Genomic DNA, 13,723 nt, shown 5'->3' on the forward strand with positions numbered 1-13,723 from the left:
TGTGGAATGGGCATGGGATTTGATAAGGAAACCTTTAAAAAAAGCGTTCTCTTTAATATGAAGAACGTGTTTCGCAGGACAGTAGATGAGGCGACGAAAGAGCAGATGTACCAGGCAGTTGCCTATGCAGTAAAAGATGTGATTATCGATGAATGGATCGCGACCCATAAGGAGTATGAAAAGCAGGATGTAAAAACGCTTTACTATCTTTCCATGGAATTTTTAATGGGCCGTGCACTTGGAAACAATATCATTAACATTATGGCGCAGCCAGAGGTAAAGGAAGTTTTAGATGAGCTGGGCTTTGATTTAAACGCCATTGAAGACCAGGAGCCGGACCCGGCTCTTGGCAATGGCGGCCTTGGCCGTCTTGCGGCCTGCTTTTTAGACTCCCTGGCAACTCTTGGCTATCCGGCATACGGATGCGGAATCCGCTATCGTTATGGTATGTTTAAACAGAAGATCGAGAATGGATACCAGTTAGAGGTGCCGGATGACTGGCTGAAAAATGGCTATCCATTTGAAATCCGCCGTGCCGAATATGCCACCGAAGTAAAATTCGGCGGTTACGTCAATACTGTATGGGAAAATGGAAAGGAACGTTTTGTGCAGGAGGGATATCAGTCCGTCCGTGCCGTGCCTTATGACATGCCCATTGTAGGCTATGGAAACAATGTGGTGAATACCCTTCGTATATGGGATGCAGAAGCCATCAACACCTTTAGCCTGGATTCCTTTGATAAAGGCGATTATCAAAAGGCTGTGGAGCAGCAAAACCTGGCAAAGACCATTGTAGAAGTCTTATATCCCAATGACAACCACTATGCTGGAAAAGAATTACGCTTAAAGCAGCAGTATTTCTTTATCTCTGCAAGCGTTCAAAGAGCCGTGAAAAAATATATGGAAGCCCATGAGGACATCCATAAGTTCTATGAAAAGACCGTATTCCAGCTTAATGATACCCACCCGACCGTAGCCGTTCCAGAGCTCATGCGAATCCTTCTTGATGAGTATGGCCTGGGCTGGGATGAGGCATGGGAGATCACCACAAAGACCTGTGCATACACCAACCACACCATTATGTCGGAAGCTCTTGAAAAATGGCCCATTGAGCTGTTTTCCAGACTCCTTCCAAGAATCTATCAGATTGTAGAAGAAATAAACCGCCGGTTCCAGCTAACGATCATGGAGATGTATCCCGGCAATCAGGATAAAGTAAAAAGCATGGCAATCATCTATGACGGGCAGGTCCGCATGGCTAATCTGGCCATTGTAGGCGGCTTTTCCGTCAACGGAGTTGCAAGGCTTCATACAGAGATTTTAAAGAATCAGGAATTAAAAGATTTTTATCAGATGATGCCGGATAAATTCAACAACAAAACAAACGGCATTACCCAAAGACGGTTCCTTCTTCATGGAAATCCTCTCCTTGCGGACTGGGTGACAAAGAAGATCGGGAAGGACTGGATTGTTGACCTTCCTCACATCCACCGCCTGGCCGTTTATGCAGAGGATCCTAAATGCCAGCAGGAATTTATGGATATCAAGTATCAGAACAAGGTCCGTCTGGCAGACTATATCAGGGAACATAACGGAATCGAGATAGACCCAAGATCCATCTTTGATGTACAGGTGAAGCGGCTTCATGAGTATAAACGCCAGCTGCTAAACATACTTCATGTTATGTACTTATACAATCAGTTAAAGGATAATCCAAATTTGGAGATGGTTCCAAGAACCTTTATCTTTGGAGCCAAAGCAGCCGCCGGATATAAGAGAGCGAAGCTGACCATAAAACTGATCAATGCAGTTGCTGAGGTAATCAACAATGACCGGAGTATTAATGGCAAGATCAAAGTAGTTTTTATTGAAGATTATAAGGTTTCCAATGCAGAAATTATTTTTGCGGCGGCTGATGTCAGCGAGCAGATTTCCACAGCCAGTAAGGAAGCCTCTGGTACCGGCAACATGAAATTTATGTTAAACGGCGCTCTCACTCTTGGAACTATGGATGGAGCCAATGTGGAAATTGTAGAGGAAGTGGGAAGTGATTATGCCTTCATCTTTGGCATGACCTCGGATGAAGTGATCCGTTATGAAAAAGAAGGCGGATACGACCCCATGGAAATCTTCAATCAGGATTATGAGATCCGCCGGGTGCTTATGCAGCTGATTAACGGCTACTATTCCCCGGAAGACCCGGAGCTGTTCCGCGACATTTATAATTCCTTATTAAATACCATAAGCAGTGACCGGGCAGATACCTATTTTATCCTGAAGGATTTTAAGTCCTACGCAGAGGCAAGAAGCAGAATCGCTTCTGCATACCAGGATGAAGCATGGTGGGCCAAGGCAGCGATTTTAAATGTAGCCTCAAGCGGCAAATTCACCTCAGACCGAACCATAACAGAATATGTCAATGATATCTGGCACTTAAGTAAGGTAAAAGTTGAGCTGGAAGAATAAAGATTAAAACGCTTCGGAAGTGATTCCGGGGCGTTTTTTTGCATATATTGAAAGAGGCCTTGGACAAAATTAAGTTACACTCTCTATCCAGGCAGAAAGGTGGTATGTTTATGGTGAAAAAAATAACAATGGCATGCATCATCGCTCTGTTATTTCCTTATATAATAACTTTGGCCTGGACGGGTAAAATAGAAGAAAAAAAGAGCTTTCCTTTGGAAATGAGCGGAAAGACCATTATCCTTGATAGAAAAGGCGCATCTTCGTCCATGGATGTGGAAGAATATCTCCCGGGAGTTGTGGCAAAACAGATGCCAGCTGACTATGGAAAAGAAGCCTTAAGAGCCCAGGCAATCATTGCAAGGACTTATATCTATGGTAAAATGAATGGCAAAAATGAAATTAACGAATCAGAGCTTCACATGGAGTACCTGGAAAAAAAACAGATGGAGCGGCTTTGGGGCAGCGAATCATTTGTGGCAAGCTATACACTCATTGAGGATGCCGTGCGCTCTACGTCAAAGATGGTTATGACCTATAACGATACCTTGATAGATCCCCTGTTTCATCGTGCCAGCACTGGTAAGACAAGAAAGGGAGATGATAATCACCCTTATCTGCAGCCTGTTGAATGCAAAAGAGATGTGGAAGCAGAGGGATATTTATCGGTGAATGAATTAAGCAAAGAAGATTTTGCAGGAAAAATCAATCAGATAGCAGGAGATGTGCCGGTAAAGGCAGATCAGATTCCAGGAAGCATTCAGATTATCAGCCGGGATGAAGGCGGCTATGTGGGACAGATTCAGATTGGTACCAAAACATACAGCGGAGAAGATATCCAGCGTGCCCTTGGGCTGCCGTCCACTTCCTATTCCTTTGAAGAATATGAGGGAAGAATCCGCATTGTATGCCAGGGAATCGGCCATGGATACGGCATGAGCCAGTTCGGGGCAAAATGCAAAGCAGACGAGGGGTGGACCGCAGAAAAAATTCTCTCATATTTTTATAAAAATATTGTGATTAATCCTGTATAACTCTTTCACACTTGGTAAGAATATTACCGAGGTGATAAACGTGAAAGAGAGAATAGGTCAAATGTTCAAGGATAAAGTATTCCTTGTCCTGTTGGTTCTAGGCCTGCTGACTATAGTAGCTGCAGCAGGAGTTATTACTGTACAAAGAGGAAATGGTGGAGGAGAAAGCCCTTATCTCAAAGTTCCGGATCAGAGCAATATGATTGTTCAGGAATCAGTTCCCCAGGAAACACAAGTAGCCGTTGCAGGAGATTCCAATGCAACCAAGAGCAAAGAAGAAATGCAGGCAGTTGATTCAGCAAAAGCAACTGCAAAGCAGGAAACACAGGCACCAGCAGTAAAAGCCGGAACAGACAAAAATGCTGCAAAGTCTATGGTACTTAATTTTACCGATGCAACCAGAATGACATGGCCGGTAAAGGGAAATGTCATTTTAGACTACAGCATGGATTCCACCATCTACTTCCCAACTCTGGACCAGTATAAATGCAATCCAGGCGTTGTGATCCAGGGAGATGTGAGCACACCGGTTGTCGCACCAGCTAATGCTAAGGTGAAAGAAATCGGAGCCAATGAAGAAATTGGTAACTACGTTGTTCTTGATATGGGCAACAAATATACTGCTGTCTGCGGTCAGTTAAAAGAGATGCAGGTAAAGGAAAATGAATATGTGAAAGAAGGTCAGGTATTAGGCTATGTGGCTGAACCTACCAAGTATTATTCCGTAGAAGGAGCAAACATATTCTTCGAAATTACCCATGAGGACAAAGCCATTGATCCTCTGAATCAGATGAAATAACAATAAAAACTTCTGGAAAAAAGTTATAAAAAAATAATAAATTGTTCATACACGATTAAGAGTCATCTGCTATACTGATACCGAACAATAAACGGGGAGTGTGGCTATGAACATATTATTTTTTTTAACACCTAAGAACGAAGTGGCTTATATTTACGAGGATGATTCTCTGCGCCAGGCGCTGGAGAAGATGGAGTATCATAAGTACTCAGCCATACCTGTTATTAATCGTACGGGGAAATACGTTGGTACCATAACTGAAGGGGACATGCTTTGGGGGATTAAGAACAAGCTGAATCTAAGCCTGAAAGAATCAGAGCGGGTAACTGTGGCGGCCATTGACAGAAGATCTGACAATCGTCCGGTCTATGCGGATTCTGATATGGAAGGCTTAATCGATAAAGCACTAAAGCAAAATTTCGTCCCTGTGGTAGATGACCAGAAGAATTTCATCGGGATAATTACACGCAAGGATATTATCCGCTATTTCTATGAAAAGTCTCAGGAAGTACAAAAACTGGCGGTGAAAAGCCAGTCAGTGATTGGAAATGAATATTAAAAAGAAGCGTTTCCCGCCCCGGTGGCTGGAAGCGCTTCTTTTTTATGATTGGCTCATCTTTTGCTTTTCTTCTGACAGGAGAGGAATGGAATCATCTAAGGACGTACCAAGGATTTGTAACAACGCCTGTTTCTCCAAGGTAGGAGAGTAGTAAAATCCCTGCTGGTAATTACACCCTGCTTCTGTGAGAAGTGTTACCTGGTTTTCTGTTTCCACACCCTCAGCAATTATGGTAAGGTTTAAATCTCTTGCCATTCGGATGAGGCCTTCCATAATGTACCGGGATTTTGGATTGGTTTCCAGCTGCCAAACAAATAAACGCTCCAGTTTTAACGTATCCACCGGAAGGTCTAAAATCGTGGAAATTCCCGAATAGCCGGAACCGAATTCATTAAGAATCAGCTCAACCCCTAAATCCTTTAAGGTCTGCAACGTGACATTTGCATTTAGGTATCCCGTGGTCAGAGCAGATTCCTGAATTTCCAAAGCCAGCTTTCCCTTGGGAATTCCATATTCTTCCATCTCCCGTTTCACTTCCTGGGGAAAGTCTTCCTGCAAAAGAAGTACCGGGGAGATGGGAAGAGCCACAGATTCAAACTCACAACCCTTTTTAAGAAGCCCTGAAATACACTCACACACCTGTTTCAGTCCGTAGTACTGTATGGCTTTAATCTGCCCGGAGTCTTCCGCCACGGGCAGGAATTCACCTGCACCGATCAGTCCAAGACCCTTAATAAAGATGCGCATATAAAGCTCTGCCCGGACAAATACCTTTGTACCTGCATTTAGAGTAGGCCTGTAACGAATTTCCACCTCATCGTTTTCAAGAGCTGTCTTTAGATAATGTGCAATGGTTTGTCTTCTCAGAAGCTGCTGGTACAATGCGGTATCAAAAACAACAGCCTGGTTAGGTCCGCCTTCTCCCGCTTTTGAAACAGCAAGATCCAGACATTTAAGCATCTGATCCGTCGTTTCCGCATGGCCGGGATAGGAACAAATTCCCATTTGAGCTGAGCATAGACAGTCGGTACCATTCACTTTCCATGCCCGGTCAAACCGTTCTGCCACATCTTCTGCCAGATAAAGAGCCTGACCCTGGGTATATCCGTCCAAAATAATGATGAACTCCACACCAATATAATGATAAACGTTCTTTTGTGTCAATTCCCTTAAAAAATCAAGGATCTGTTCTAAAAGAGATTCACAGTAATCATATCCGAAAATCTGATTCAGGCGCTTGAAGTTTTCAATGTAAAGCTTTAATACAACGCCTCGTTCTCCTGATTCCATGGCTTGATTTAAATGCTTATAGAAGGTATCCCGTTCCAGCTTATATTTCTCAGCTGCTGATTCAGCCGTTGATTCGGCCTGTGATTCAACCTGTGGTTTAACCACCGTCCCGTCTGGTTTGTTTTTTGTTTTTCGGAACCAACTCATTGAATCTGCCTCCTGTTTTCTTCAGTCTGTGTCTTAAGTTATTGTATGACAATTAATGGGTGAAAGCAAGAAATAATTGGCAGGAAATTCATAAGCATTATTCTAAAAATTGGGAGAATACTATTGGTATGGAACGCATGCAGGAGGTTAAACATGAAATCAATTTGGATGGATTCAACATTAATTCCCAGACGTAATTCCCTGACAGGAAACAAACGGACTGAGGTTGTGATCATAGGAGCTGGAATGGCTGGAATTTTGACTGCATTTTATTTGCAAAGACATGGAGTTCACGTCGTTGTATTGGAGGCGAACCGCATAGGAAGCGGACAGTCAGGCTTTACCACTGCAAAAATCACATCTCAGCACAATTTAATTTATCATAAACTGGAAAAATCCGTTGGTAAAGAATCTGCCAGACTATACGGAAAGGCAAATCAGTTAGCTGTGGAGGAGTATGGAAAGCTGATCAAACGATACTCCATTCAGTGCCATTATGAGAAAAAAGATGCTTATCTTTATTCCGTACAGGAATCAAAAAAACTTTTAGAGGAAGTCCAGTCAGCAAAAGAGCTTGGTATGCCAGCCTCTTTTGTCAGAGAGACAAAGCTGCCATTTCCAGTTTGCGGGGCTGTTCGATTTACCGGTCAGGCACAATTTAACCCACTGGAATTTATAAAAGAGATTTCCTCCGGGATCACTGTATATGAACGGACAAAAGTATTAAAAGTACAGGGACATGATGTAATCACGGACAGAGGTGTAGTAAAGGCAGAAAAGATTGTCTTTGCTTCTCACTATCCTTTTGTTAATGTGCCTGGATTTTATTTTGCAAAAATGTATCAGGAAAAAAGCTATGTCATGGAGCTTGGTCCGGTTGAGGATCTTGAGGGAATGTATCTGGGAGTGGATAAAAAAGCCTATTCTTTTAGAAATTACGATGGAAAGCTTCTCCTGGGTTTTGGGAGCCATCGGACGGGGAAAGCACCGGATACGGACCCATTTATTACGATGCGGCATACGGCAGAGCATTTATTTCATCAGGCAGAAGAGTTTCGAAGCTGGACGGCTCAGGACTGTATGACTTTAGACAGCATTCCCTATATTGGAACATTTTCAGCCTTCCGCCCGGACTGGTACGTTGCCACCGGCTTTGGCAAATGGGGAATGAGCTCTTCCATGGTAGCCGCTAAAATGCTTTCTATGCAGATAACTGGTAAGAGAACGCCTTATGACGCCGTATTTTCTCCTCAGAGACATCATATAAAAGCGTCCGCTCTGAGGTTTGCAGAACATGGCCTGGAGTCAGTAAAAGGATTGTCAGCAGGAGTTAAGCCTGGAGCAGTCAATTGCCCCCATATGGGATGCAGATTGATCTGGAACCAATATGACAAGCGCTGGGAATGCCCCTGCCATGGCTCGGGCTTTGAAATAAGTGGAAAAATTTCTGCTGGCCCTGCACAACAGAGTCTTCCTTTCATAGATTGATAGTAGAAACTTTTCATAATTGAAAGGAGTCAAACATCCTATGGATTGTTATGCAAAACAAGGATATCCCGACGGCTTCGACCGTAACGGTACATCCTACCCATGGGAGCCTGCTATGGGCTTTGATATGTCTATGAGCCCCGGTACGGTAATCCGCCCTGATATGCCTCTTGGCTCAGGCCCGGCAAGGACCAATGATCCAGTACCAGCTCCCATACCATTGAGCCGCCAGGATATTTCTGTTGGCCCATGTTCCTGGAACCAAAGACCATGCTGTAACGTATCAAACAGCGCTGCAAATAATTGTACAATGAAATGTCCGGAAAGACCAAGCTGCGTAATGCCGGCAAAATGTCCGGAGAGACCAAGCTGCGTAATGCCGGCAAAATGCCCGGAGAGACCAAGCTGCGTAATGCCGGCAAAATGCCCGGAGAGACCAAGCTGCGTAATGCCAGCAAAATGTGTAGAAAAACCAAGCTGTGTGATGCCAGTAAGATGTCCGGAGAAACCTTCTTGCGTAATGCCAGCAAGAGTGATGCCAGCAAAATGTGTAGAAAAACCCTCATGTGTGATGCCAGCAAAATGTGTAGAAAAGCCATCCTGCGTAATGCCAGCAAAATGTGTTGAGAAGCCTTCCTGCGTAATGCCAGCAAAATGTGTAGAAAAACCCTCTTGCGTAATGCCAGCAAAATGTGTAGAAAAGCCTTCCTGCGTAATGCCAGCAAAATGTGTAGAGAAGCCCTCCTGCGTAATGCCAGCAAAATGTCCAGAGAAACCCTCCTGTGTGATGCCGGCAAGATGTCCAGAAAAGCCTTCCTGTGTGAAACCGGCAAGATGTCCGGAAAGACCATCTTGTGTAATGCCAGCAAAGTGTCCAGAGAAACCTTCTTGTGTAATGCCAGCAAAGTGTCCGGAGAAACCATCTTGTGTGATGCCGGCAAGATGTCCAGAAAAACCTTCCTGTGTAAAACCAGCAAAATGTCCAGAAAAACCAAGCTGCGTGATGCCGGCAAAATGTCCTGAGCCCTCATTCACATCTCCAGCTACGAGTCCCTGCTGGTCTCCAGCTCCAAACGTATGTCCGGGCTGGTGTCCGCCTCCCGCTGCTGAAGCAGCTACCGAATGCATTGACCAATATCCAGTTGGAATGGCTTATGTGCCATGGCAGAACTGGCAGCAGGTTTATTCTGTTGAAACAGCAATAAATATGGGTACAATTTTCCCTGATTTATTTAAACCATTTACGATGGGAGGGTGCCGCTGATGAGTTGTAATATGAATTGTAACATGGATTGTAACATCGATTGTAACATGGATTGTAACATGGGCAATACCATGGGCAGTAACGTGGATTGCGATATGTTATTAAAACATGTTTACCAAGCCAGTTTTGCATTGGATGACGTGGTATTGTATCTTGACACTCATCCCTGTGATAAGGATGCATTAAACTTTTATTATTATGTTTCAGATTTAAGAAGAAGAGCAGTTGAGGCGTATGAAGAGCAGTGTGGCCCTCTGATGACAGATGGTGTTATGGATAAAAATTATTGGACCTGGATTAATGATCCATGGCCATGGGAAGGAGTGTGCGGCTGATGTGGAGATATGAAAAAAGATTACAGTATCCGGTAAACATTACCACTCCCAATCCCAAGATTGCCACTTTCATTATGAGTCAGTACGGCGGGCCTTATTGTAACAGCAGATAAGTTTTCACAAAAGAACCCTGGTTCTACTGGTTATAGTACTTTAATAATAGAAGAACCTCACCGTATTACGCTCCTTATCATAAACGATTCTTTTTACAATAGTCCTTAAAGCAGTCCCTTTAATCGTGTTATCGGTATCTGGGTCGGATAATATTTCATAAGCACTTTTGATTTTGAACAGCTGCCGGCTGTTTTTCTTACCGACATTATCAACCAGTTTTCTTTTTATATCATTATATTGTCTGTCTAATTCCATTCTTTCGCTCTCTAAGCGCTCTTTGCTGCATTTATATTCCTCTATGGAATCAATTCCTTTTTCGTATGCTTCCTTAATTCTTGCCAGCTTAGCCGCATTCCTCAGACGGGCTGCTTTATTTTTTTCTGCTTCGTCATCCTTTATTAAATCTGGCTTCTTTTTATATTCACATTCTTGTTCCCCAAAATCAAGGACATTTTTTAAGGACTCCAGAATAAGAGTCTCTGCTTTGCTTACGGTAATACTACAGGATTGGGAGTGAGTCCCCTTGGCATACCGCCAGCATTGAAAATAACCATTTTTAAGATTTGTTTTACCAGCTCTGTTGCACCCCAGGCTTGCCCCGCAATAACCACAAGTCAGGAGACCTGAGGCCCAATGCCTGCAATCGGAGCTTTCTCTTCTGTTTCTGGGGCGAAATTCCCTTTGAAGCCGGCTCTGATTGTCATGAAAGACAGAGGTCACGGAGCTTCTTACTTCATGAGACCCATGAAAGGATATGTCTTTCCATATGACAATCCCGTTATAAAACTGATTGGTCAATATACGTTCGATGGAACGTCTGTCAAATGAATTTCCTCTCTTGGTCAAATACCCTCTTTCGTTCGCTTCTCTGGCAATGGAAGATAAATCCATGCCGTTATGGTAGGATTGGTGAATGAATTCCACAATTTTATATTCTTCCTCCTGAATAAGAAACGGCTTTCCACCTCCCCGGGCAGTATAACCAAGGCAAGGGGTAGTCTGATATCCTTCCCTTAGGGCCTTTTCTGTCATGCCCCGCGTTACCTCTCCGGAGAGATTAAATGAGTAGTACTCATCAAACCATTCAATAATGCTTTCAATCAAACGTCCGAACATGCCTTCCATAATAGGCTCTGATACACTTTTGATGGTTACCCCGCATTTCTTACGGAGAACACTTTTGTAAAAGGTACTTTCCTCCTGGTTTCTTGCAAATCTGGAAAATTTCCATAGATAAAGATACTGAAAGGGAGAGGGCTGTGATTTTGCAATGGAAATCATTCGCTGAAATTCTTTCCGATTATCAGCACGGCGGCCGCTTACTCCTCTTTCTTCTATAAAAATATATTCTTTTGGAATGATAATACCATCTGCTTTTGCAGCCTTCATAATTTCTCTTACCTGAGCAGCTGGTGATAATTCAGTCTGATCATTGGTGCTTACCCTTACATAAGCAGCCCCGGTTTCATTGGATTCATATCTTTTCAATCTATAATCACTTCTTTCTGCTTGCCCCATGGAAAATGGCGAAACAAGTACAATCCATGTCACATACATTTTATCAGGAAGGGGCGGAGAATATGAATAAAATGCCGGTAATAGAAAATTACATAGAAATAAATGGTAAAACGATTCTTATAGATTCATTGCCAAAGGAAAAAAGAGAGGAAATAGCAGAAGTGCTACAGGACAAATTTATGGAATCCATGGGCTATCAGCGTATTAAGACACTAAAATAGGTTAAATGGAGGAAGCCGGCAGAATGATACCATCCTGCCGGCTGAGTATGAAAAAGTTTTGAATAAAAGGGTTATTACCTTCTATACATGTTAATATACAGGTTATATGTGTTGATAATTTGTAGAAAATGTGATGTTTTAGTGAAATAGATGATGCAAATGGTGGAGTCATTTCCTCCAAGGAATAGGATTGTATCAAAGGGGCCAAAATGTAATGAGTAGAGAAAATTTGATGTGGGATTAAAGGAGGAAAAACGTGAAAAGGACAGTGGTATTTGACTTTGATGGTGTGATCCATAGCTATAAACAGCGTTACGTAAGTGCGGAAGTGATACCGGATGAGCCGGTAGAAGGAATCAGGGAGGCCATCCATAGCATCAGAGCTGCAGGCTATGACGTAGTGGTCGTCTCTTCCAGGGCATCAAGTGCAGAAGGAAAAAAGGCAATTGAAGAGTATTTAAAAGAGTACAAGATCCAGGTGGATGATATTAAATGGGAAAAGGTTCCAGCCATCTGCTATATAGACGACAGAGCTATTTGCTTTCAGGGAGATCCATCTACACTGTTAAGCCAAATACGTTCTTTTAAACCCTGGAATAAGAAATAAGGAAAGCCCTGGAACACTTGACCAGGGCTGTTATCTATGTATTAGAATTTTTCGTGCAGTTCTGAAATGGTAATAAAAATTCTGGTATTCCTGTTGAGTATGGGGCTATGTCATACTGCTGATAATAAATGACGATTCCCTCAGGTGTCACGTAGAATCCTTCTATATTAAAGTTCCCCTGTATTAGAGAAGGGTAATCTTCAAAATAGGTAGAAGGTTCTTTTTCCAGACGATCTGTTACCTGCCTGCTGATTTCAGCAAGAATGGATTCCATAAACATAGGATCATCAGGAAAATAATCAGAAAGACTGAGGCGTTTCCCTGTTTGAAAGTCCCAGGTCTCAGACGTTCTCTCTGTAGTTCCATGGGCTCCGCCCAAATACGTATAATAATCAGTATAGAGACTAACGATACAGTTATTGTTGTATGTAATTTGATAGATGGAAAGAACTTCATAGTTGTTAAATGGGTAATTATTTTCCTTTTGATACTTTGCCTGCTCCACTGCCTCCTTATAAAGTGTGGTACGAGCGTAATTCTCTTTTTGTTTCGCCTGAAATCTATAAAAGTTGTTAATCCTCCAGGCAGTTGTGTAACCACAGGTGGTGGTAAAGTATGGATAGTGAATTGTATAGGTAAGAACAGGGATATCCTCATAATAAAGGGTATCTGCAAGTGTCTTATTCGTAATCGTCTGCATAAATGCCTCGCAAAGGAATGTTTCTACAATATATGGATAAGTTTAAAAGATTATGAGTTTTTGTTTTACATAATTCCCTGTCAACGGGACAGACTAATTATGAGGTGATGATTATGAAAAAAGAAGAAAAAGCCAAAGCACAAGAAAATGCGAAAAAAACAGACAACAGGCCTGAGACCTTCCAAAACCACTGGGAAACCGGTAAGTTTCTAGGTCCCAATACCCTAAGATATGAAGAGAACCGTAAACAATATGAAAATGAGGAATAAAGACAAGCAGGAGGAAGTCCATTATAAACTTCCTCCTGTTTGCTTTCAATATCTGTTTTTGAACTCAGGTGGACCCGATGGAGAGATAAGTGCCTCCTTGCGTTATCTTTCTCAAAGATATGCTATGCCGTATAAAGAGTGTAAAGGTCTTTTAACGGATATCGGGACGGAAGAGCTAGCTCATATGGAGATCGTAGCAGCAATCGTTCACCAGCTTACCAGAAACCTTACACCAGAGCAGGTAGTAGAATCAGGCTTTGGACCGTATTATATTGATCATACAACAGGTATCTGGCCTCAGGCAGCAGGTGGAATTCCCCAGAATGCTTGTGAATTCCAGTCAAAGGGTGATCCCATTACTGATTTAGTAGAAGATATGGCAGCAGAGCAGAAAGCGCGCAGTACTTATGATAACATTCTGCGTGTCATAACAGATCCCGAAATATGTGATCCGATACGTTTCTTAAGAGAAAGAGAAGTCGTTCATTTCCAGAGATTCGGTGAAGCACTCCGCATCACTCAGGATAATCTGGATAGCAAGAACTTCTACGCATTTAATCCAAGTTTTGATATTAGAAAACCATGCTAAAAATGATCGGGCTGCAGCGTATTTATGCTGCAGCCGCTTTTTATATTTAGTAAAAAAAGGAATAACCGATAAAATAGAGTTTATATGATATTAATTTAATTTTGGATGCTAGCTTTATATATTAAAATATTAAATTTATTTATACGTATTAGAGGAGTTAAAAAATAACAATAATGAAGGGGAATAAGTAATTAATTTCTCAGCAAATACGAGCAGTACAATAAAGTTAAATTTGAAAATAACGTGGTACATATAGTTTGAAAAATTACAATGGTTATATAATTATATTCTTTTAATTTGATTGTTTTATAAAGAATGAAGAATAG

15 protein-coding genes and 1 pseudogene are annotated in these 13,723 nt (G+C 42.3%); 12 read left to right on the forward strand and 4 right to left on the reverse strand.

Annotated elements, in window-relative coordinates:
* The first annotated feature begins 6 nt into the window (after window positions 1–6).
* The 4 genes from OW255_RS06300 (at window position 7) to OW255_RS06315 (ending at window position 4,855) form a co-directional block, all read left to right on the forward strand.
* Entirely contained in the window at window positions 7–2,466 is a 2,460-nt protein-coding gene (locus OW255_RS06300; RefSeq protein WP_268116038.1) for a glycogen/starch/alpha-glucan phosphorylase, read from the forward strand.
* A gap of 110 nt (window positions 2,467–2,576) precedes the next feature.
* Window positions 2,577–3,497 carry a SpoIID/LytB domain-containing protein gene (locus OW255_RS06305; RefSeq protein WP_268116040.1) on the forward strand — a complete coding sequence of 307 codons (921 nt, stop codon included), beginning with the start codon at window positions 2,577–2,579 and terminating at the stop codon, window positions 3,495–3,497.
* A 40-nt stretch (window positions 3,498–3,537) separates the two neighbouring features.
* Window positions 3,538–4,296 (forward strand): peptidoglycan DD-metalloendopeptidase family protein, encoded by a 759-nt coding sequence (locus tag OW255_RS06310; protein ID WP_024836742.1) that lies wholly within the window; start codon window positions 3,538–3,540, stop codon window positions 4,294–4,296.
* A 106-nt stretch (window positions 4,297–4,402) separates the two neighbouring features.
* A complete protein-coding gene (locus tag OW255_RS06315; protein ID WP_268116041.1) occupies window positions 4,403–4,855 on the forward strand; it encodes a CBS domain-containing protein in 453 nt (150 codons plus the stop codon).
* Window positions 4,856–4,897: 42 nt separating this feature from the next.
* On the opposite strand, the gene OW255_RS06320 is transcribed toward OW255_RS06315, so the two are convergent.
* Window positions 4,898–6,292 (reverse strand): GGDEF domain-containing phosphodiesterase, encoded by a 1,395-nt coding sequence (locus tag OW255_RS06320; protein WP_268116043.1) that lies wholly within the window; start codon window positions 6,290–6,292, stop codon window positions 4,898–4,900.
* A 153-nt stretch (window positions 6,293–6,445) separates the two neighbouring features.
* Between OW255_RS06320 and OW255_RS06325 the strand changes: the two genes are divergently transcribed.
* Window positions 6,446–7,780 (forward strand): FAD-dependent oxidoreductase, encoded by a 1,335-nt coding sequence (locus tag OW255_RS06325; protein ID WP_268116044.1) that lies wholly within the window; start codon window positions 6,446–6,448, stop codon window positions 7,778–7,780.
* A gap of 96 nt (window positions 7,781–7,876) precedes the next feature.
* Here the strand turns inward: OW255_RS06325 and OW255_RS06330 are convergent, their stop codons facing one another.
* Complete coding sequence (locus tag OW255_RS06330) at window positions 7,877–8,908, reverse strand: hypothetical protein (protein ID WP_268116045.1); 1,032 nt, start codon at window positions 8,906–8,908, stop codon at window positions 7,877–7,879.
* Window positions 8,909–8,927: 19 nt separating this feature from the next.
* On the opposite strand from OW255_RS06330, the gene OW255_RS06335 reads away from it, so the two are divergent.
* From OW255_RS06335 to OW255_RS20965, 3 genes and pseudogenes are all read left to right on the forward strand, one after another.
* The gene (locus tag OW255_RS06335; protein WP_268116046.1) at window positions 8,928–9,044 is read left to right on the forward strand and encodes a spore coat associated protein CotJA; all 117 of its coding nucleotides are present in this window, start codon (window positions 8,928–8,930) and stop codon (window positions 9,042–9,044) included.
* Window positions 9,044–9,379 (forward strand): spore coat protein CotJB, encoded by a 336-nt coding sequence (locus OW255_RS06340; RefSeq protein WP_331485810.1) that lies wholly within the window; start codon window positions 9,044–9,046, stop codon window positions 9,377–9,379. The genes OW255_RS06335 and OW255_RS06340 overlap by 1 nt, the downstream gene beginning before the upstream one ends.
* Window positions 9,379–9,474 (forward strand): annotated as a pseudogene (locus OW255_RS20965) (manganese catalase family protein); the annotation flags it as partial. The gene OW255_RS06340 and the pseudogene OW255_RS20965, both read left to right, overlap by 1 nt.
* 58 nt (window positions 9,475–9,532) lie before the next feature.
* On the opposite strand, the gene OW255_RS06350 reads toward OW255_RS20965, so the two are convergent.
* Entirely contained in the window at window positions 9,533–10,981 is a 1,449-nt protein-coding gene (locus OW255_RS06350) for a recombinase family protein (protein ID WP_024836736.1), read from the reverse strand.
* 92 nt (window positions 10,982–11,073) lie between these two features.
* Here OW255_RS06350 and OW255_RS06355 point away from each other — a divergent pair, with 92 nt between their 5' ends.
* Complete coding sequence (locus OW255_RS06355; protein ID WP_197029662.1) at window positions 11,074–11,232, forward strand: hypothetical protein; 159 nt, start codon at window positions 11,074–11,076, stop codon at window positions 11,230–11,232.
* 256 nt (window positions 11,233–11,488) lie between these two features.
* The gene (locus OW255_RS06360; protein ID WP_024836735.1) at window positions 11,489–11,839 is read left to right on the forward strand and encodes a phosphatase domain-containing protein; all 351 of its coding nucleotides are present in this window, start codon (window positions 11,489–11,491) and stop codon (window positions 11,837–11,839) included.
* Window positions 11,840–11,873: 34 nt separating this feature from the next.
* Here the strand turns inward: OW255_RS06360 and OW255_RS06365 are convergent, their stop codons facing one another.
* Window positions 11,874–12,539 (reverse strand): DUF3298 and DUF4163 domain-containing protein, encoded by a 666-nt coding sequence (locus tag OW255_RS06365; RefSeq protein ID WP_024836734.1) that lies wholly within the window; start codon window positions 12,537–12,539, stop codon window positions 11,874–11,876.
* 113 nt (window positions 12,540–12,652) lie between these two features.
* Between OW255_RS06365 and OW255_RS06370 the strand changes: the two genes are divergently transcribed.
* Together OW255_RS06370 and OW255_RS06375 are read left to right on the forward strand one after the other, a co-directional pair.
* Entirely contained in the window at window positions 12,653–12,808 is a 156-nt protein-coding gene (locus OW255_RS06370) for a hypothetical protein (protein WP_268116047.1), read from the forward strand.
* Complete coding sequence (locus tag OW255_RS06375) at window positions 12,792–13,397, forward strand: manganese catalase family protein (protein WP_268116048.1); 606 nt, start codon at window positions 12,792–12,794, stop codon at window positions 13,395–13,397. The genes OW255_RS06370 and OW255_RS06375 overlap by 17 nt, the downstream gene beginning before the upstream one ends.
* Window positions 13,398–13,723: the final 326 nt, after the last annotated feature.

This window comes from Lacrimispora xylanolytica (genome assembly GCF_026723765.1).
GTDB lineage: Bacteria > Bacillota > Clostridia > Lachnospirales > Lachnospiraceae > Lacrimispora > Lacrimispora xylanolytica.